Source organism: Psychrobacillus psychrodurans, from assembly GCF_050209195.1.
Lineage (GTDB): Bacteria > Bacillota > Bacilli > Bacillales_A > Planococcaceae > Psychrobacillus > Psychrobacillus psychrodurans.
The window spans coordinates 1,299,487-1,319,534 of sequence record NZ_CP189791.1 but is presented as its reverse complement, the minus strand read 5'-3'; the positions used below and the strand labels follow the sequence as shown (position 1 = coordinate 1,319,534).

The following is a 20,048-nucleotide window of genomic DNA, read 5'->3' as shown; positions in this document are numbered from 1 at the left end:
TTATTCTCTCCCTTTCAAAATCATTTCAATGACAGCCATGCGAACATAAACACCATTTTCCATTTGCTTAAATATCCTTGACCGATCACATTCTACTAACTCACTAGCTATTTCCACGCCTCTATTGAATGGTGCTGGATGTAAGATAATTCCAGTTTTTTTCATTTTCCGTTCACGTTCTATTGTCAGACCATATAAATGATGATATTGCTCTTTAGAAAATGTTGTCTTCCCATCATGTCTCTCATGTTGAACACGGAGCATCATGAGAACATCACTATCTTCTATTACATCATCGAATTCATTAAACGCTTCGAACTCTCCCTGCCACTCTGGCGGGCATACAAATCTAACTTGTGCGCCTAATTTTGCAAGTGCATCTGCATTAGACCTAGCAACACGACTATGGTTGATATCTCCTACAATCGTGATTACTTTATCTTGTAAAGTGCCAAACTCTTGCCAAATTGTATAAATATCTAAAAGACTTTGCGTTGGATGATTTCCTGTACCGTCTCCCCCGTTGATAATCGCAGGTTTAACTTTTCCAACTAATTCTTCAAAATAATTATTTTGTTCATGCCTAATTATTAATACATCTAGCCCAATGGATTCTAAAACTTTTACTGTGTCATAAAGTGTTTCACCTTTTAACGTACTAGAGAATCCAGCATCAAAAGGAAGGATTTCTAAATTCAATTTTCTTTCAGCCATTTCAAAGCTCATTTTAGTTCTAGTGCTAGGTTCAAAAAACAGGTTTGATACCATGTATTTATTTTTCAGAGTTGAGGTGATACCATCACGAAACGCCTGTGTTTGTTTTAATATCTGATGTATTTGATCTGCTGATAAGTCTTTCATTGATACTAAATTCTCCATGAATATCCACCTTTCTGTTTAAATCCAATTCTCCTTGGTGAATTTGCGTCCAGATTTTTTTCGAAAAGCTCGATAAAGTCTGTGACATCCACCGGAGGCTTGTTTAGTAAATGTTAAAACCTCCTCGAAAAAGTTTCGAGAAGGTTCGTTTTTGCATAGACAAGTAGTGGGATCATGCTACCTGTCCCAACTTGCTATCCGAACCTTTTGCTGACTCACTGTTCAACTTCTTAAAAGGTCTATTATTTAGTTTGATGTAAATCTGTACTTTCTGCTTGTTTTCTACCTGGTAGGATCAGATTTAGTATAACCCCGATAATTGCCGCTAAAGCCATACCTTCAATACTAAGAGCCTCTGTGACAATGAATTTTGCCCCACCGATTCCTATTACTAGAATTACAGAAGCAATGACTAGATTTCTACTATTGCCAAAATCTACTTTTGCATCCACTAACATACGTAACCCACTTGCTGCGATTATCCCAAATAGTAGGATAGATACACCGCCTAAAACTGCTGTTGGTATCGTAGAAATGACTGCCATTGCTTTTCCAAAAAATGAAAGTAGGATCGCTACTACAGCTGCACCTAAAATAACATAAACACTATATATACGAGTTATTGCTAACACTCCAATGTTTTCACCGTAAGTAGTTTTAGGTGGCCCACCGATAAGTGCACTTACTAACGTTCCTAGACCATCACCTAGTAATGACCTATGCAATCCAGGTTCTTTTATGTAGTCTCTTTCTACAACTTTCCCTAACACGAGCTGATGCCCAATATGCTCTGAGATTGTGACGATAACGATTGGAACCATCACTAGTAATATATTTAAAGTAACAACAAAATCATAATGTACTCCAGGAACTAAAAAGTCTGGTGAAGCGAACAATTTCGCTTCTTTTATTGGGGTAAAGTCAACAATCCCGATAATAATGGAATATATATAACCTACAACTAATCCTATTAAGATTGGCATTGTACTAATTATATTTTTGAAGTATACCGTACAGATGATCGCTGTAAACAATGTAACTAAAGCTGCTGAGAAGTGCAGGAAGCTATATTCTTTTAAGCCTGATTCTGCATTTGTTATATTCATTGCCATATCGACTGCTGTACTCGACAATCCGAGACCAATTACCATAATGACAGGACCTACGACAATTGCTGGTAAAAGCTTCATGATCCATTTATAACCACTTTTCCAAATTACAAGAGACACAATTCCATAAACTAATCCTACGAAAACTGCCCCGATCATGGCATTACCCGGATTAATAGCTTTTCCCGATTCATTCAACCCATTTACTGCCACAAGAATAGGTGCGATAAATGCGAACGACGATCCTAAATATGCTGGTACTTGGAATTTAGTTACGAGTAAGAAGATAATTGTTGCTATCCCGCTTGTTAACAATGCAATCGCAGGGCTTAAACCTACTAGCTGTGGTACTAATATGGTAGATCCGAACATCGCAAACATATGTTGAAAACTTAAAGTGATGAGCTGTCCACCGGATGGCTTTTCATTTACATCTAAAACGGCATTTGACATGAATTTTACCTACCTTTTAAATAATTTTTGGAAGTATATGCTTCTTACTCAATATCTGTTTATCTCCAGCGCTTGTCGGTGCTTTCTCTTTGCTTATTCGTAAATGGTTACTGCATCTACTTCGTCTGTTTCTGTAACTTTTACAACAATTCTCTCACTGCTAGAGGTAGGTATATTTTTTCCAACATAGTCTGCTCGTATCGGTAGCTCGCGATGCCCTCTATCAATTAAAACTGCTAACTGAATTTGAGATGGTCTTCCTAAATCCATTACTGCATCCATTGCAGCGCGGACAGTTCTACCGGTAAATAAAACATCGTCAACCAAAATAACTTTTTTATCCTTCACATCATGTGTTATATCAACTTGTTGTACTAGCGGTTCAGCTGTATCATTCTTCAAGGAAAGATCATCTCTATATAGCGTTATATCAAGCTCTCCTGTTTTTATCGGTTTGCCCTCAATACGTTCGATTCTACCCGCTAGACGCTGAGCTAAAAATGCTCCTCTAGTTTTGATGCCCACTAGAATACATTCATCAATCCCCTTGTTACGTTCAATAATTTCATGTGCAATTCTTGTGAGTGCTCGATTTATCGCTTGCTCATCTAGAATATTCGCTTTTTCTCCCATCAACTTACATCTCCTTTGAACAAAATAAAAAACCTTCTAAGCTCGAGAGCCCAGAAGGTTGTAAATGCGTAATAAATTAGAGTGATTCCTAAAAATCCGCAGATTGATAGTGAGTCACGTTCACAAGTACCTTCTCAGCCTCTCTGGACTGTTATTAAAGGTGAAGCTATATAATTTTTTCTTATTTCTTTCACTAGTATAGAGTACTATTCCTCATTAATCAATGATTGTTTTTTTAAATCTTGTATCAAATTAGTGAAATCCTCTGGAAGTGGGTAGGAGAACTCTAAGTATTCTCCCGTTTTTGGGTGAATAAAACCTAATAATCCTGCATGTAAAACTTGTCCATCAAAACTAATAGTTTTTTTCGGGCCGTATTTTGGATCTCCAGCAAGTGGATAACCGATATATTTCATATGAACACGGATTTGATGTGTACGTCCAGTTTCCAATTGGCATTCAACTAACGAAAATTTATCAAATCTCTCTATAACACGAAAATGTGTAACAGCGTGCTTACCATTATCTACTACCGCCATACTTTGTCTTTCTTTTTTATCACGAGCAATAGGAGCATCAATCGTCCCTTTATCGTGAGCAATGCGACCATGCACAAGTGCTGTATACTTACGAGTAACTGTTTTCTTTACAAGTTGGTCCACTAACGAGACATGTGCTACATCATTTTTAGCAACCATCAAAAGACCTGTCGTATCTTTATCAATACGATGCACAATTCCAGGACGCATAACTCCATTAATACCTGACAAATCTTTAATTTGATACATCAGACCATTAACTAGTGTTCCAGTAGTATGTCCAGGTGCAGGATGTACAACCATTCCACGAGGTTTATAGACAACAACTACATCTTCATCCTCATAGATGATTTCTAAGTTCAAGTTCTCGGCAACAATATCAAGTGGAACAGCATCTGGAGGTGTAACCACAATAACATCACCAGCTTTTACTTTATAGCTCGTTTTTGCTGGCTCATTATTTACTGTTACAAATCCGTCTTTTATAAAATTTTGAATTTGTGTACGTGACCAATCTGATTCAAAAGATGCAATTGCTTTATCAATGCGCTCTTTTGCTTGTTCATTTTCAATAATAAATGTTAAATCTTCCATTACTTCACCTTTTTCTTTTCAGCTCGTTCTTCTTGAAATACGAATAATATTATAATTACAACACCAATAGTTAGTGCAGCATCCGCCACGTTAAAGATTGGAAAATCATAATTAATAATAGGTATTAAAACATCGACGAAGTCTACTACTTCGCCTCTCCAAAGTCGATCAATAAAGTTCCCTATTGCTCCTCCAAGTAGCATCATCAAACCAGCTTGAAATATTGGCTTTCCTTTTGCTTCTTTATGAAAATAATAGATAATTCCAATGATGACGATGACAGTTACAATGGTAAAGAATCCTATTTTTCCTTCTAGAATGCCCCAGGCTGCCCCTCTATTTCTATGAGAAAGTAGCGCTAGGTAAGGGTCCCACATAATAATTCGTTCACCAAGTATCATATTTTTAACGACTAGCCATTTTGTCCATTGATCTAATGCAATGACAAAGGCCGCCAGTCCATAAAATTTCCACACATTATTTCCCCCACATAACAAATTCTTTTCAGCAAAATTGAACACTCTCCATCTAGTTTAACACAGAACCATGCAATACGTAAAAGAGCAGTCACAATTTCAACATCGATTATGTACCATAAGAGTTGAAAGGATAACCGTTTTATGGGCTATTTGCTCGATGTTAAGGACTATAGTAGATAATTTAAGGGCTATATTGAATTTATGGATTATTAAAAGTGATTTATGGACTATCCGAAAACACTTAAGGGCTTTTCCTTTAAAATTAAGGGCTCTCTATCCTGTTTCCTATAAAAAATGTGATCCAAATAATTGGACCACATTTCTTTGTTTTATTTACTTAACAACCTCTGCGCAACGTGCACATAAAGTTGGGTGTGCTTCACTTGTACCAACTGTTTCGGAAATTGTCCAACAACGCTCACATTTTTCACCATCTGCTTTTTCTACCACAACAGAAGCATGCTCTAATACTAAGCTGTTTGCTGGTGCTTCAGACGGTGCACCGCCTAATTCAAATTTAGAAACAATGAACAATTGTGCAAAGTCAATGGCATCTGTTTCAAACAGTGCTTTATAGTCATCATTTACATATAAAGCTACTTTAGCTTCTAATGATTTACCGATTGTTTTTGCATTACGCGCTTCTTCTAGTGCTTTTAATATATCATCACGTAATTCCATAATTTTATCCCACTTAGCTGCTAAATCCTTGAATTCAGGATAATCAACAGCTTCTGGCATATCCGTTAATTGAACACTTTCCGCAGTTTCATGCTCTAAATAAGCCCAAAGCTCATCTGTCGTATGAGGCAAAATAGGTGTTACTAATTTTAGTAAAGCTAATAATGTATCATACATAACTGTTTGCATAGCACGACGATCCGAGTGGTCCTCACCATAGATATACACAACATCTTTTGCAATATCTAAGTAGAATGAACTTAACTCACTTGATACAAAGTTATTCACCGTATGATATACACTTGCAAAATCGTAGCGATCATATGCAGCTCTTACTGTTGTAATTACTTCTTGAAGTTTCATGTACATATACTGATCCACTTCACGAAGATCCTTGAATTCCACACGATTATTAACAGGATGGAAGTCACTAATATTACCATGTAAGAATCTGAATGTATTACGGATTTTACGATATACTTCTGATACCTGTTTGAAGATCGCATCTGATACACGTACATCTGCTGTATAATCTACAGAAGCTACCCACAAACGTACAATGTCTGCGCCTAACTGATTTATCACTTTAGAAGGAACGATTACGTTTCCTAAAGATTTACTCATTTTACGTCCATTTCCATCCAATGTGAAACCATGGCTTAACAAACCTTTGTAAGGAGCGTGACCAAACATAGCCGTACTTGTTATTAACGAAGAGTTAAACCAACCACGATATTGATCCGATCCCTCTAGATATAAGTCAGCTGGGAATACTAAATCGTCGCGTTCTTCTAGAACACCTTGATGAGATGAACCAGAATCGAACCATACATCCATAATATCTGTTTCTTTAGTAAAGATACCATTCGGACTTCCAGCATGTGTAAATCCTTCTGGTAGTAATTCCTTTGCTTCTTTTTCAAACCAAATATTTGAACCGTGCTCACGGAATAGTTTAGAAACATGTGAAATAGTCTCTTCTGTCAGAATCGGTTCTCCATCTTCCCCATAAAATACTGGAATTGGAACTCCCCATACACGCTGACGAGAAATACACCAGTCTCCACGATCACGAATCATGTTAAATAGACGAGTCTCCCCCCATGCAGGAGTAAACTTGGTATCTCGAATAGCTTGTAACAATTCATCTCTAAATGCCTCAATAGAAGCAAACCATTGTGCTGTAGCACGATAAATAACTGGTTTTTTTGTACGCCAGTCATGCGGATATGAATGTGTAATAAATGTAAGTTTCTCAAGCGCACCTGCAGCCTCTAAAGCTTCAGTAATCGCTTTGTTAGCTGTGTCATAAAATAATCCTTCAAAACCAGGTGCTTCAGCAGTCATTACACCGCGGTCATCAACTGGACAAAGAACATCTAAGCCGTAAGCTTTTCCAACGTAAAAGTCATCTTCCCCGTGTCCAGGAGCTGTATGAACACATCCAGTCCCTGATTCAGTTGTTACATGCTCTCCTAAAATGATAAGAGAATCACGATCGTATAATGGATGTTTCGCTACGAGACGATCCATTTCCTTACCTTCCAGTGTACGTTCTACTGTATATTCTTCCCAGCCTAATTCTTCCGCAACAGATTTTACTAAATCTAATGCAACGACAAATTTAGAACCTTTCGTATTAACAACTGCATACTCAACTTTAGGATGCAAGGAAATAGCTAGGTTTGCAGGAATTGTCCAAGGTGTTGTAGTCCAAATGATAAATTTTGTTCCTTCTTCCAGAACTCCTTTACCTTCAGTCACCTCAAAGCTTACATAAATAGATGGTGATTTTTTATCTTGGTATTCAATTTCTGCTTCAGCCAATGCTGATTCACTTGATGGTGACCAGTAAACAGGCTTTAACCCTTTATAAATATATCCTTTTTTAGCCATTGCACCGAATACTTCGATTTGACGTGATTCAAATGCAGGAGTTAAAGTAACATATGGATTATCCCAGTCTCCACGAACACCCAAACGTTTGAATTGTGAGCGTTGATTGTCAATTTGTTGATATGCATACTCCTCACAAAGCTTTCTAAACTCTGCTAAAGACATCTCTTTACGTTTTACACCTTTGTTGGTTAGTGCTTGCTCGATTGGTAGACCATGTGTATCCCAGCCTGGAACGTAAGGTGCATGGAAGCCTGACATAGACTTGTGACGGACAATCATATCTTTTAATACTTTATTTAATGCATGACCCATATGAAGATCGCCATTGGCATAAGGTGGTCCATCATGTAATACAAAAAACGGACGATCTTTTGTATGATCCTGTACTTTTTTATAAATATCCTGATCTGCCCATTTAGTTTGAATTTCTACTTCTTTCACTGGTAAATTTCCACGCATAGGGAAATCAGTTTTTGGCATTAATAACGTATCTTTGTATTCCATCTTATAACCTCCTAATTATTAAAAGCATGAGTACTATATAGGAGTGGCAAAAACAAAAAAACTCCACATCCCTAAAAGGGACGAGGAGTTATGCTCGCGGTACCACCCTACTTGCGATTTGTATAAAAATCGCCGCTTAGAATGCCATAACGGGGCACTAACCGAAGACACTTACTACATGTTCAGTGCCCTTGCTCCAAAGTGATATTCTAAATAAGATTCTCCCCTGAGCTCTCACCACCCTCAAGTCGCTTTGTCGAAATCTATTTTAGACGTCTTTTTCAACGCATATTATATGATATGAAATTATTATAGGTAAAGTATGGCTATGAGTCAAGAAATGTTAATCTTCCGTAACAGATATACGATCAATTGCTTCTGTATCCACATCATATTCCATTAAATGATTCCAGTCATCTGTGTTGATCAAATCTAGCTGGGCTTCGACTAACATTTTAAAACGATTACGGAAAACTTTTGATTGTTTTTTCAAATCCTCGATTTCCAATGCAATCCTTCTAGCCTTAGTTAATGCTTCGTTAACAATCCGGTCAGCATTTTTTTCTGCCTCTTTCACAATTAGCTTCGCTTCTTTTTGTGAATTGCGACGAACCTCTTCTGCTGCCTCTTGTGCAACGACAATTGACTTATGTAATGTCTCTTCAATTGAAGTAAAATGACCAACCTTTTCGCTTGAAGTTTTAAGCTTTGTTTCTAATTCCTTTTTTTCTTTCATCAATATTTCAAGATCTTTCATAATTTGATCAAGGAATTCATTTACTTCGTCTTCATTGTATCCTCTAAATCCTTTACCAAATTCCTTGTTATGTATATCAAGTGGTGTTAGTGGCATTTTAACATCTCCTTTACTTACTATTCTTCTATTCTTTCTTACATTATACATTTCCAAGAAGGTGAATACATCTAAATTTGAAATATTCTTATAAAAATTAGTTTTTAAGTTCTAACCTACCTATTTGAAGTCGTAATTTATCTTTTTTTGTTCTTCCTTCAATCATTATTAATTTTACTCTTCCATGCCCTCTAATAGAAAGTAAATCAAGTTCTTGTAACTCAAGAGATACCTGATCCTTTTCTGACCAGTTCACTTTGACCTTACCACCTTGAATAAGGGATGCTGATTTTTGACGCGAAATATTAAAAACTGAAGCAATCACTGTGTCTAACCTAAGGGAACTAACCGTTAAAGTATCAGTTATCCATTCCTCCTGTTGAACAAAATAATCGATTGGATCTTCTATCACATTTATATGAACTTTCACTTTCCCAATAGATGTGAAATTAGCTCGAACGTAATCTAAAACCTCTAAGGCAACGACGAACTGAATGGCTCCATCTTGTACACGTATATCACCAAATTTACTACGATCAATTCCTAGTGACATCATTGAACCAAGAACATCCTTGTGCTTTAGCGTTACAAATTTAGTAGGATAATGAACTTCCACTACTTTCGAAGAGAAATCGTTATCAGATGGAGTATAATAAGAAGGAAACAATAAGACTCTTCTTCTTTCCGCATCCTCTAGTGCACCTTGAGCGCTAGAGTCAATCTCTTCATATTGCCTACGAATCGAGTCTAAGATAAATTGCTGCCTTGGGTCTAGAAAGTCCGTCAACTTAGGAGCATATCGATCCTCAACTTCCCGCATCATACTCACAACCTGTTCTATAAAAGGCTGTTCTTCTTTTCTAAAATGTTGCAATACATTTTCCATATTAATATTTCCCTTTCGACTATAGTAAAAAACCCCACGAAAGTGAGGTTAGACAACTATATTAGCTATATAATATATGCCCGTCATTGCTAGGTTTAATACAAAAATTGCCACGATTGGTGAGATATCAATCATCCCTAATGGAGGAATAATTTTTCTAAATGGTTCTAAGTATGGCTCACATATTCTCCCTAAAAACTTTCCAAAACCTGATTGTTGAATGCTCGGAACCCATGACATTAAAATATACGCTATTAATGCATACGTATAAATTTGAACACCCCAACTTATTAAAGATAAAACTAATCCCATAATTTAAATACTCCTCTGTTAATCTAAGTCATTATAGTAATAATCCGATATTGCACCATCGACTTCAACAGAATCTGGTGCACAAAGGAATATATCCGTACCTATTCTTTGTATGTCTCCACCTAAAGCGTACACTGTCCCACTTAAAAAGTCGATTATTCGAATTCCCTGCTCCTTATCAATACGTTGCAAATTTACAATCACAGCCTTTTTACTTTTTAAGTGTTCAGATATATCTTGTGCTTCTGCGTATACTCTCGGCTCTATCAATATTACTTTTGAAGACTTTTGGACATTTTGAATACTAACGAGATTAGGAGTGTTCATATCCTTTGGAATCGTATTGAATTTACGTTCTTTAGGAGCAGACTTTACAGTCTGTTGTTTTATATTATTATCAACTGTTTTTTGCTGTTGAGGTCTTGGTTGCTGCGCTTCTGATGCTTCCTCATCTTCATCTAAGTAGAAGAAATTTTTCATCCAGTTTTTCATGCTCATACCATTCCCTCCCTCTCTTTTCCAACCAATGCTGTTCCGACTCTAATAAATGTTGCACCTTCTTCTATTGCTATTTCATAATCTCCAGACATTCCCATGGAAAGTTCTGTACATGGGGCGCCTGCTATTTGTTTAGCTGCAATTTTACTTTGGAGTTGTTTCAATCTGCGGAAAACATTTCGAATGATTGTGTCATCTTCCGTATTAGGTGCCATTGTCATCAATCCAATAATGCGAATACGTTTATGGTTTTTAAGCTGATCTACAAATGCTTCCACTTCTTCAAAAGCAAGCCCATGTTTTGACTCTTCTTGGGATACGTTTACTTGTACAAAACAATCCTTTGTGGAGGTAGCTCTTTTCTCAATTTCATCCGCTAAACTCATCCGGTCTAATGAATGCAGGAAATTTATATGGTTAATAACTGATTTAACTTTTCTTGTTTGCAATGAACCTATGTAATGCCACCCAACATCATTAGAAATGGCATCTAACTTTTTCTGTAAACCCTCTGGTCGATTTTCTCCCAAATGCCGTATACCATTTTCTATTACCTCGTTTGTTCGACTAACTGAAACTTCTTTTGTTACTGCTATTAATGTAATATCTTCTATCTTTCTATTACCTCGGTCGCATGCATTTTGCATACGCTGTTGAATTTGTTCTAAGTTTTGTTGTACGTTTGTCATTCGAAACCCAACTTTTCATCAATTGTTTTTGTTTATTGTATCAATGAAAAGCCGTTTTATCAATGATGAACATTGTAAGTCTATGTTTTTGATACAATTATAACATCTTTTCCAATTATCGCTATATTTTGTACGGCTATTTTCTTTGTGTCTCTTTTTTTATTAAAAAAAGTTGGATACGCTCCATTTTCTTCTACTAAAAATGAAATAATATAACCAGTTTCTTTATCAATTTCTGCATCTACAATATAGCCGAGTAATTGCCCACTCTTTGCTTCTATTACTTCTTTTTGCTGCGCATCTGAAAATTTCATCATTAACCCCCTTTATTCATTATATGAATGAAAATGAAAAAAACGCTTTTTTTCAAAAAAGAAAAAAATCCAGATTGATTTTTAAAAAGTGTTTTCTGCCGGACCAAAAGTAACTACGATTATGCTCCACCCAAATCACAGGAGCTAACTTGTTGTTCTTAAGAAATTTATAACAACAGAAAAACGCTTCTTCGAAAAAAAAGAAAAAGCGTTTTTGCTAAATAACTTATGGATTCAATTGGCTTTGAATAGTTGATAAGGCACTTTTCTCTAATCGTGAAATTTGTGCCTGCGATAAACCTAAGTCCATCGCTATTTCAGTTTGTGTAGCTCCATAGTAAATTCTCTTCGTTAATATTTTCTTTTGTCTTGTATCTAGCTTCTGAAAACTATCCTTCACAGTAAAATAAGTTACCCATTGATCTTCGGATACATCATTATCGCATAATTGGTCCATCATATAAATAGCGTCTCCACCATCACTGAATATTGGTTCTTGTAAAGATACAGGATCTTGAATAGCATCTAAAGCAATTAATATATCCTCCACTGAAATATCTAACTCTTTTGATAAGTCATCCAAGGTTGGTTCTTGTAAATGTTCGTTGATAAACTGTTCCTTTGCTTTCATAGCTTTATATGCAATATCTCTTAACGATCTTGATACTCGTACTGAATGATGATCACGTAAATGTCTTTTTATTTCTCCAATAATCATAGGAACTGCATACGTAGAAAAACGGACGTTATGCTTTAAATCGAAATTCTCAATTGATTTGATGAGCCCAATACAACCAACTTGAAACAAATCATCTGCTTGCTCTCCTCGGTAAGCAAACCTTTGAACTAGGCTTAAAACTAGCCTTAAATTACACATTACCAGTTCATCTTTAACAGATTCTTCACCAGATTGTAAACGGATAAACAATTCTTTCATTTCTTCATGCTTAAGTAAAGGAAGCTTAGATGTATCAATGCCGCATAATTCAACTTTTGTTCTCGTCATAGATCTTCCTCCGGACTTTTTAATTGTTCTAAGTCAGTTTGTCCGGGAAAGAAAAGATTATTCTATACGTTTCTATCCAATTTCACCCATTAGGCAATTGGTTCGTTTAACAGCTCCTTTAAATCTAAAATGATTTTTTTTTCTAAACGTGATATATATGATTGCGAAATACCTAAATGATCAGCTACTTCTTTTTGAGTCATTTCTTCTTTACCATTTAAACCGAACCGACATTGCATAATGTACTTCTCCCTATTTCCAAGTAAATTTATTGCTTCAAATACATGTTGACGCTCTAGTTTTTTCTCCACATCTTCAATGATTAAATCCTCGCTAGTACCTAAAATATCTGATAGTAATAGTTCATTCCCGTCAGAATCAGAATTTAAAGGTTCATCAAAAGATACTTCTGACTTCATACGATTTGTCTTACGTAAATGCATTAAAATTTCGTTCTCTATACATCTTGATGCGTAAGTTGCGAGCTTGATACCTTTTTCTAGATTAAACGTCTCTACAGCCTTAATAAGTCCGATTGAACCTATACTAATAAGGTCTTCTATATTAGTATTTGTCTGATCAAATCTTCTCGCAATGTAAACAACTAATCTTAAGTTTCGTTCAATTAATACATCTCTAGCATGTTCATCGCCATCCATAAACGCCAGTAGCATCTCTCGTTCTTCTTCTCTCGATAATGGTTTTGGTAATGATTCATTGCCACCAATATAATGTACACTTTTTCTTCTAAAGGAAAGTACCCAATAGTAAATCTTACGCAACCAATTCATCAGCATTATCCTACACTCCTTTTTTTCAAATGAAAATATGAGGAACTATGTAATATCCCATCCGCCCCATGTGGAAACTTTTCTCTTGCTTTCGTCATAACAATATAACCTTTAGGTAATGCCTGATCTCCAATCATCCAGTGATCATACTTAATACCAACAACCCATGTTTTATGCTTTTGAATCGTTGCAATTGGAATTAATCTTAATTTACTTGCATATTCTTTTGAAATCTTGTCCAATCCGGTTCTTCCATCAAACTCCCAATTACTAATAGCTTCATATAACGCATGTGGCAGAATTTCCTGCAACATTTCAGCTGCCACAAAGTGGACAGGATCATTAGATAACGGTTCCGTACACACATTTCCTGAGTCTATAAAAAGTGTCAGCTCCTTAGAAACACCAAATAACGAAACGTTAGATGAATATAGAAGCTCTCTTTCTCCTTGAGTAATATTCAGATGAAGGACATGTTTGGTCAACAAATATAGACCACCTGTTGCAATCAACGCAAAGTTCATAATCATAAACAAATTACTACTATTGTCATACAAAGGAGCAATAGCTGTAAGTAAACCGCCAGCAAAAACGCTAGTCAGTAACGTTAAAATAATTGCTTTTCCTATTTGCGAACGTTTTTTCCAAAAAGCAATCGCAATCATTACAAAAAAAGATAAAAATATTGTACTCATAGAATGAGAGAAAACAACTGTGATTACTCCAGCCGTTAGAGCAGATAGGAATAAATACCTTTTCTGATTTTCAATCCACCCAATTTTATTGGCAAATGCCAAAACGGTATAATTGAAAAAAGTATTGGTTACAATCATTACTTCCGCATACATAGTTTCCCTCCTTTTGACTAAAGCTTAGCATCTAAAGTTTAAGAAATTTGTCAAAAGACCGTTCAAAAACGTTCTTTTTTTACGACAAATAATAAGAGTTAAAAAATACAAAAAAAGATGCCAATTAGGCTGGTGGTGACTGAACGTCACCATCAGCCTCTGTTTTCTCAGCAGTTTTATGGCATTTGTCTCTCCGTCACCCTTATACCTTCTAGAAACAGGTTAGTGCTTTTTGGGATAACTAGAGATAAGATACTCTCCAATTCAAAGAGGAAGCTCCCGAAGATAAAATTTCGGGAGCTCTAACGTTAATCTATAAGGCAAATACCGGCTATTTATTGTCATATACTTTTTACTAGTGAAGAAATATATAAGAAATGCCTTTTTTGAATGCTTGATAACACAAATCTAACCGCTCTGTATGTAATTGTTGTATTCTATACCACTCAAATTACCAAAAACTTATTTTTAGCTCCGGAATCAAAAATATCCTTATATGCAGGATTTGATCTTAATATTTCTTTACTTGCTCTCACCTATTGTTTACTTGCTCCCATCAGTGGCTTACTTGCGGTCTTAAAGTTTTACTTGCTCTAAGTCTATATTTACTTGCGGACTATTATCTTTTACTTGCGTAGTGGAAAACTTTTACAAAATTTTCAACCAAAACATGTAGAACCATACTACTAATAGGTGTTTCTATTCACTGTTTCGACTGAAATATTCCTACATATTCATCATATATATATAAAATCTTGATATTAATTAATTTATAAGGAGTCCTTCTAACACGGGAAATTATAGCATTACTATTCATAGCTTCATTATCAGGAACTTAGCATTTTTATATACTTTATTCAAAAAAAGCAACCACCGAAGTGATTGCTTTAGTCTTTATATTAGTTTCTACGTTGACGATTTCTTAAGAAAGTTGGGATATCTAATGCATCCTCTTGTTGGTTATGAGATACATGTCGATCTTGTTGAGGTGCTTGTTGTTGCACTTCTTCTTTACGCTGTTCACGAATTGGTGCTACAGATGGTTGTGGCGTTCTGCTGCCGCCGAAACCTGTGCTTCGAGGTTGTTTTTGTGTGATAAGTTCTTCGTTGAATCCAGTTGCAATTACCGTAACAACTATTTCATCTTTCAAGTTATCATTAATAACCGAACCGAATATCATATTAACTTCTTCATCTGAAGCAGAGGCAACAATATCAGCCGCTTCTTGAACTTCAAACAGACTTAAGTTTGAACCACCAGTAATATTCATCAAGACACCAGTTGCTCCATCAATTGATGTTTCAAGAAGTGGACTTGAAATAGCCTTTTTCGCAGCTTCTGCAGCACGATTTTCTCCTGCAGAAATACCGATACCCATAAGTGCTGCACCTTTGTTTGACATAATTGTTTTAACATCTGCAAAGTCAAGATTGATAAGACCAGGTACTGCGATCAAATCAGAAATACCTTGAACCCCTTGACGTAGTACATTATCCGCTTCTCTGAAAGCTTCAAGCATTGGTGTGTTTTTATCTACGATTTCTAACAAACGGTCATTTGGAATGACGATTAACGTATCAACTGACTCTTTCATCATGCTAATACCACCAACTGCTTGTGTAGAACGTTTACGACCTTCAAAAGTAAATGGACGTGTTACTACACCAACTGTTAATGCCCCTAAATCACGTGCAATTTGAGCAATGACTGGTGCTGCTCCAGTACCTGTACCGCCACCCATACCTGCTGTGACAAATACCATATCTGCGCCTCTTAAAGCTTCTTCTATCAGTTCTTTACTTTCTTCCGCAGCTTTTTTCCCTACCTCAGGATTCGCTCCTGCACCAAGACCGCGAGTTAGTTTTCCACCAATTTGTAGTTTTACTTCGGCTTTTGACATATTGAGAGCTTGTGCATCTGTATTAACAGCAATAAAATCTACTCCTTGAACACCGTGTTCAATCATTCGATTTACAGCGTTGTTACCGCCACCACCTACTCCAATAACTTTAATGATCGCTAATTGATCTTCATTTGTTTCAAATTCTAACATGCTATTGCCTCCTATGCTCTCTCTGCTATGATAAAGGGTTTGTTATTCGAAAAACTTGTCAAAAAATCTTTTTGCTTTTGTCATTGCGCTATCTTTGTGTTCATTGGTTGTTTGCGCAGTTTGTTTTTGTTTTTTAGACACCGCAACTGTGTCATTTGGAACCGAATGCGCTAATGCATAGCTACTACCAATTTTACCATAGAAAAGATCTTCTTTATAGGCATATCTTATAAGACCAACTGCAGTCGTATATTGTGGCTCACGAACCCCAATATAATCTGGAGTATATAGTCTTACTCTTGTTTGGAGTATATGTCTTGCCAACTGACCTAAACCTTCCAGTTTAGAAACTCCGCCAGTAATCACTACTCCTCCTGGTAAGTCTTGTAAACCAAGTCGATAGAATTCTTCCAGAACTAGTTCAAATAGCTCTTCAAGTCGAACTCCGATGATTTCAGCAATATAACGTTGCGAGTATTGTTCCTTCATATCAGCTCCTATTACAGGTACTTCAAATAATTCATCATCCGAAGCATCATCATAGAATGCATGTCCATATTTTAGTTTAATCATTTCTGCTTGTTCGGTTGGTGTTTTCAGTACAATAGATAAATCTTTTGTAATATGATCTCCACCTACCGGAATAACTGAAGTATTAATTAAATGTCCTTCATTAAAAATGGCAATCGTTGTGGAACCCCCGCCTATTTCAATATAAGCAGTGCCATGATTTTTTTCATCTTCAGTTAATGCAAAATGGCCACCAGCTAAAGGTTGCAAATAAATCTCCCTTATTTGGAGACCAGCTCTTTCCACACATCTTAACACGTTATGTAAAATTGTTTTGGATGTAGTCATCATAATACCGTCTAATTCAAGGCGGGTGCCAATCATCCCTCTTGGATCTTTAATTTCCTCTAAGTGATCGACGATAAACTGTTTTGGCGCTATATTAATAAGCTCTCTCTCAGGAGGAATAGACATTACTTGAGCAGACTCAATCACACGTTCTAAGTCACCATCCGTAATTTCTCTATCCTCACGATTAACAGCGACTACTCCTTTAACATTTTGAATATTCGCCATATTTGCTGGGATGCCTAATACTATTTCATTAATAGACATACCAATCATTCTTTCGGCTTCATTAACAGCTTTTTTTATAGATTGTACGGTTGCATCTATATCCACAATGGTGCCTTTTCTTATTCCATTTGATTTTACATTTCCTACACCTATTACATGCAGCGAGTCATCATTCATTTCGCCGATTAAGACCTTGATTGATGACGACCCAATATCTAGTGATACGTATAATTCTGATTGATTCAACCCGTGGCACCTCCTGTAAACTCTTTATTTATTATTCTAGTGTAAAAATAGTATAAAGTCTAAAATTTTCTAAAGAAATAGTCAATTACTATATAAAACCTTATTGATTTTTTCTTTCCGACCATTTAGTTAACATTATTCGACGAATAACTGCTATATTTTGAAATAATCGTACTCCAAACGCAAAAATTGCAGCCAAGTATAAATCTATCCCTAAGTGGACTCCTAAAAATGCTAGAGCTGCAGCAAGAGCAATGTTGAAGAAAAATCCTGAAACAAATACTTTATCATCATAAACATGCTGAAGATGGGCACGTATTCCACCAAATAAAGTATCAAGTGCAGCCAATACTGCTATTGATAAATAGCTTTCATATATTTCTGGAACCTGCATTTCAGTTAATAAACCGAGGGAAATCCCAAGTATCAGTCCTAATAATGGCAACCACATTTCATGACTCCCCTTCTGGTACTTCTTTTAAGAAATGATTGTTCACTGGCTGGTCATAAGCTGAAATACTGATAATCTGCTCTGGCTCACCAATCTTAAGTTTTAAATTATCGATATAGAAGTCGTCACCGATTGTAGAAGCCTCTAACTGATTGTACATTTTTTGTGCCTCATCATAGGTAGAAGTTCCAATTCTGATCATAAATGGAGCATTTCTTACAGGTATATTATTCACTGTAGTTTTACCATTTACATCTCTTATTGGTGAAGAATATATTATACGTTTACCGTCAACTTCAATATCTTTAGCTTTAAAACGATTGATTTCATTGATTAGACGAATAAGTAGGTCTGGTGAAATACCTTCTACAGGTTGTCCAAGTGCAATGCTTTCTAGTGATGGCTCTACTTTAATAGTAAGCCCTGGACCAGTATAATCTACTAGACCAATATCTTCCTTTAGTTGCACCACTGTATCCTCTAAAGCAAACGCAGCACTTTCACTCACCATATTCCCATATTTAAGGATTGTCTGATCTAACATATAAACTTCAGATAGTAACTCTGAGTGTGTTTCAGTTTCTTTGGACAGCTCTTGACGAATAGCCCATATGTCTCGTGTGTCTCTAGTTTCTGGATTTTGAACGGTGTTATATTGTACTGCTAACATAAAACCCACTATTAACAAAATTATGGTGAACCGAATATAGACGGTTTTTTTCATTATTCGGCCTCCTTTTCGTTAGCTATAATCATCATCCCTTAAAGCAGGCATAGTTATTAAATCTTTTTCTCCGACGGTTACCACTATATTATCACTAGTAAGTTGATCTACAACGCCTCCACCTAAGTTTACGGAGGCGAATAAAACTTTGGGATCTCCTACTGCTTCTATTGTGAATGGAGCAGGAAAGGTTTTCCCATCAACCACAATTACAGGGCCAGTACATCGTATATAGGAGTTTGCGTGAAGCCGCTGACCATTAATAGATATAGCCTCTGCACCTGATATTTTTAATTCATTGATCACTTTAAAAACATGACTCTCATGTACAATGTAATCATTTGGGTTTTCTTGAGAAGGATTATATGCCCCGTCTTCCAACGAAACAGTAATTCCTTTTCCTTGTGATGGAATATCACCAATTAATAATCGAAGTAATTCTGCTTCCTCAACTAGCTCTTCCACACTTTCTTCACTCTCTACAAAAGATTGTTCATAATCCCGAACTTTTTGCTGCTTTACGATAATTTCTTCCGTTAGTTCTTTATTTCGTTCTTTTTGTTCTACTAATTTTTCTCTATATTTTTCTTGTTGTTGGAACCCCGAGACATCTGAAGCGTTTTCATCTGTGTCATCTGAGGAGATGCTATACGAATATGCAAGTATAAATCCTAACACTAAACTTACCATCGATATAGTAATAAGTCCCCTAGACGGTACTTTAAGGAGTTTGGTCTTCCTCATTTTCCACAACCTCCTCCTTTTCTGGTACATTGTACACATCTACATATGGTTGAAAAAATGTTCCTACTTCTAAATCTACAATCCCTTTCACTTCTGGATTCAGTTGAGAAACAATAGACGGGTAGTAATTCATTTTCTCTCCAAATGATGGAATGATTGCTTGAACCTCATTGCCATCATTCATATACACTTGAATAGAATAGGCATCGTTTTCGGTTGGTGTATATTTAATCTGTGAAATACCCGTTAACACTTCACTGTCTAAGAGCTTTAACTCTTTAATCATTCTTTGACGAATTTTCTCATCTTCAAACCCAGTAAATATGGGACCATCCTTAGGAATAACTTGTCCATCTGTTTTAATAATCTGCCCATTTTCTAAAATAATATGAAGAAAATCGCCTTCCTCAAGGTATCCTATTTGATTAAACTCATTAACCTGTATATGAACGGATGTTAACCACTTCCGCTGGACATGCACTGATTCTACCCAGGCATTCCCTGCCAATAGATTTTCTATTTTACTTTCATTAAAACTCCACATCGATTCACCAGTAACCAATGTACTTTCTTCTATGTACAATTGCTCTGGAACTAGTTTTGCACCATCTAATGAGATTGTTTGAATTTGACTATAAGATGATTGGAAATATAAAACAATCAACAAAGTAGTTACAAAGAGAAAAAGTAGAATGGAAAATTTTTTGTTTGTTCTACGTCTTCTTCGCTCTTTTAGTGTAGGTATACGATCTTCAATATCAATAATTTTTTCCATT

The 20,048-nt window shown here is 36.0% G+C and carries 21 protein-coding genes and 1 other annotated feature; all 21 genes read right to left on the bottom strand.

The genetic code is table 11. The annotated features are described in order from the left end of the window. A complete protein-coding gene (locus ACQCPR_RS06130; RefSeq protein ID WP_427138506.1) occupies positions 1-879 on the bottom strand; it encodes an aspartate carbamoyltransferase catalytic subunit in 879 nt (292 codons plus the stop codon). Positions 880-1,121: 242 nt separating this feature from the next. Next, positions 1,122-2,441: a solute carrier family 23 protein gene (locus ACQCPR_RS06125; protein WP_427138505.1), complete on the bottom strand. Its 1,320-nt coding sequence runs from the start codon at positions 2,439-2,441 to the stop codon at positions 1,122-1,124. Between the two features lie 93 nt (positions 2,442-2,534). After that, positions 2,535-3,074, bottom strand: coding sequence for a bifunctional pyr operon transcriptional regulator/uracil phosphoribosyltransferase PyrR (gene pyrR, locus ACQCPR_RS06120; RefSeq protein WP_090562776.1), 540 nt, complete (start codon positions 3,072-3,074; stop codon positions 2,535-2,537). 206 nt (positions 3,075-3,280) lie between these two features. After that, on the bottom strand, positions 3,281-4,207 hold the full coding sequence (locus tag ACQCPR_RS06115; protein ID WP_090562778.1) for an RluA family pseudouridine synthase: 927 nt from the start codon (positions 4,205-4,207) through the stop codon (positions 3,281-3,283). After that, complete coding sequence (gene lspA / locus ACQCPR_RS06110) at positions 4,207-4,683, bottom strand: signal peptidase II (RefSeq protein ID WP_090562782.1); 477 nt, start codon at positions 4,681-4,683, stop codon at positions 4,207-4,209. The genes ACQCPR_RS06115 and lspA overlap by 1 nt, the downstream gene beginning before the upstream one ends. Before the next feature lie 336 nt (positions 4,684-5,019). Next, positions 5,020-7,770, bottom strand: a complete 2,751-nt coding sequence (gene ileS, locus ACQCPR_RS06105) for an isoleucine--tRNA ligase (protein WP_241596035.1) — start codon at positions 7,768-7,770, stop codon at positions 5,020-5,022. A 73-nt stretch (positions 7,771-7,843) separates the two neighbouring features. Next, positions 7,844-8,064: a binding site (T-box leader), on the bottom strand. 49 nt (positions 8,065-8,113) lie between these two features. Beyond that, positions 8,114-8,623, bottom strand: coding sequence for a DivIVA domain-containing protein (locus ACQCPR_RS06100; RefSeq protein ID WP_090562787.1), 510 nt, complete (start codon positions 8,621-8,623; stop codon positions 8,114-8,116). Between the two features lie 97 nt (positions 8,624-8,720). Then, on the bottom strand, positions 8,721-9,509 hold the full coding sequence (locus ACQCPR_RS06095) for an RNA-binding protein (protein WP_427138504.1): 789 nt from the start codon (positions 9,507-9,509) through the stop codon (positions 8,721-8,723). 48 nt (positions 9,510-9,557) lie between these two features. Further along, the gene (locus ACQCPR_RS06090) at positions 9,558-9,821 is read right to left on the bottom strand and encodes a YggT family protein (RefSeq protein WP_090562793.1); all 264 of its coding nucleotides are present in this window, start codon (positions 9,819-9,821) and stop codon (positions 9,558-9,560) included. Between the two features lie 18 nt (positions 9,822-9,839). Beyond that, positions 9,840-10,319, bottom strand: coding sequence for a cell division protein SepF (locus ACQCPR_RS06085; protein ID WP_241596038.1), 480 nt, complete (start codon positions 10,317-10,319; stop codon positions 9,840-9,842). Next, positions 10,316-11,008 (bottom strand): YggS family pyridoxal phosphate-dependent enzyme, encoded by a 693-nt coding sequence (locus ACQCPR_RS06080; RefSeq protein ID WP_090562800.1) that lies wholly within the window; start codon positions 11,006-11,008, stop codon positions 10,316-10,318. The genes ACQCPR_RS06085 and ACQCPR_RS06080 overlap by 4 nt, the downstream gene beginning before the upstream one ends. Before the next feature lie 80 nt (positions 11,009-11,088). Next, positions 11,089-11,322 (bottom strand): YlmC/YmxH family sporulation protein, encoded by a 234-nt coding sequence (locus tag ACQCPR_RS06075; protein WP_090562803.1) that lies wholly within the window; start codon positions 11,320-11,322, stop codon positions 11,089-11,091. Positions 11,323-11,548: 226 nt separating this feature from the next. Next, positions 11,549-12,328 (bottom strand): RNA polymerase sporulation sigma factor SigG, encoded by a 780-nt coding sequence (gene sigG / locus ACQCPR_RS06070; protein WP_090562806.1) that lies wholly within the window; start codon positions 12,326-12,328, stop codon positions 11,549-11,551. Between the two features lie 89 nt (positions 12,329-12,417). Then, a complete protein-coding gene (sigE, locus tag ACQCPR_RS06065) occupies positions 12,418-13,125 on the bottom strand; it encodes an RNA polymerase sporulation sigma factor SigE (protein WP_090562808.1) in 708 nt (235 codons plus the stop codon). Then, positions 13,125-13,967 carry a sigma-E processing peptidase SpoIIGA gene (locus ACQCPR_RS06060; protein WP_427138503.1) on the bottom strand — a complete coding sequence of 281 codons (843 nt, stop codon included), beginning with the start codon at positions 13,965-13,967 and terminating at the stop codon, positions 13,125-13,127. Before ACQCPR_RS06060 ends, sigE begins: the two co-directional genes overlap by 1 nt. A gap of 899 nt (positions 13,968-14,866) precedes the next feature. Beyond that, positions 14,867-16,021 (bottom strand): cell division protein FtsZ, encoded by a 1,155-nt coding sequence (ftsZ, locus tag ACQCPR_RS06055; protein WP_090562814.1) that lies wholly within the window; start codon positions 16,019-16,021, stop codon positions 14,867-14,869. Between the two features lie 42 nt (positions 16,022-16,063). Next, entirely contained in the window at positions 16,064-17,353 is a 1,290-nt protein-coding gene (gene ftsA / locus ACQCPR_RS06050) for a cell division protein FtsA (protein WP_427138502.1), read from the bottom strand. A gap of 100 nt (positions 17,354-17,453) precedes the next feature. Further along, a complete protein-coding gene (locus ACQCPR_RS06045; RefSeq protein ID WP_090562821.1) occupies positions 17,454-17,804 on the bottom strand; it encodes a small basic family protein in 351 nt (116 codons plus the stop codon). A 1-nt stretch (position 17,805) separates the two neighbouring features. Continuing rightward, positions 17,806-18,528, bottom strand: a complete 723-nt coding sequence (locus tag ACQCPR_RS06040) for a DUF881 domain-containing protein (RefSeq protein WP_090562824.1) — start codon at positions 18,526-18,528, stop codon at positions 17,806-17,808. 18 nt (positions 18,529-18,546) lie between these two features. Next, the gene (locus tag ACQCPR_RS06035) at positions 18,547-19,272 is read right to left on the bottom strand and encodes a DUF881 domain-containing protein (RefSeq protein WP_340879342.1); all 726 of its coding nucleotides are present in this window, start codon (positions 19,270-19,272) and stop codon (positions 18,547-18,549) included. Then, positions 19,250-20,047: a cell division protein FtsQ/DivIB gene (locus tag ACQCPR_RS06030; RefSeq protein WP_090562830.1), complete on the bottom strand. Its 798-nt coding sequence runs from the start codon at positions 20,045-20,047 to the stop codon at positions 19,250-19,252. Before ACQCPR_RS06030 ends, ACQCPR_RS06035 begins: the two co-directional genes overlap by 23 nt. Position 20,048: the final 1 nt, after the last annotated feature.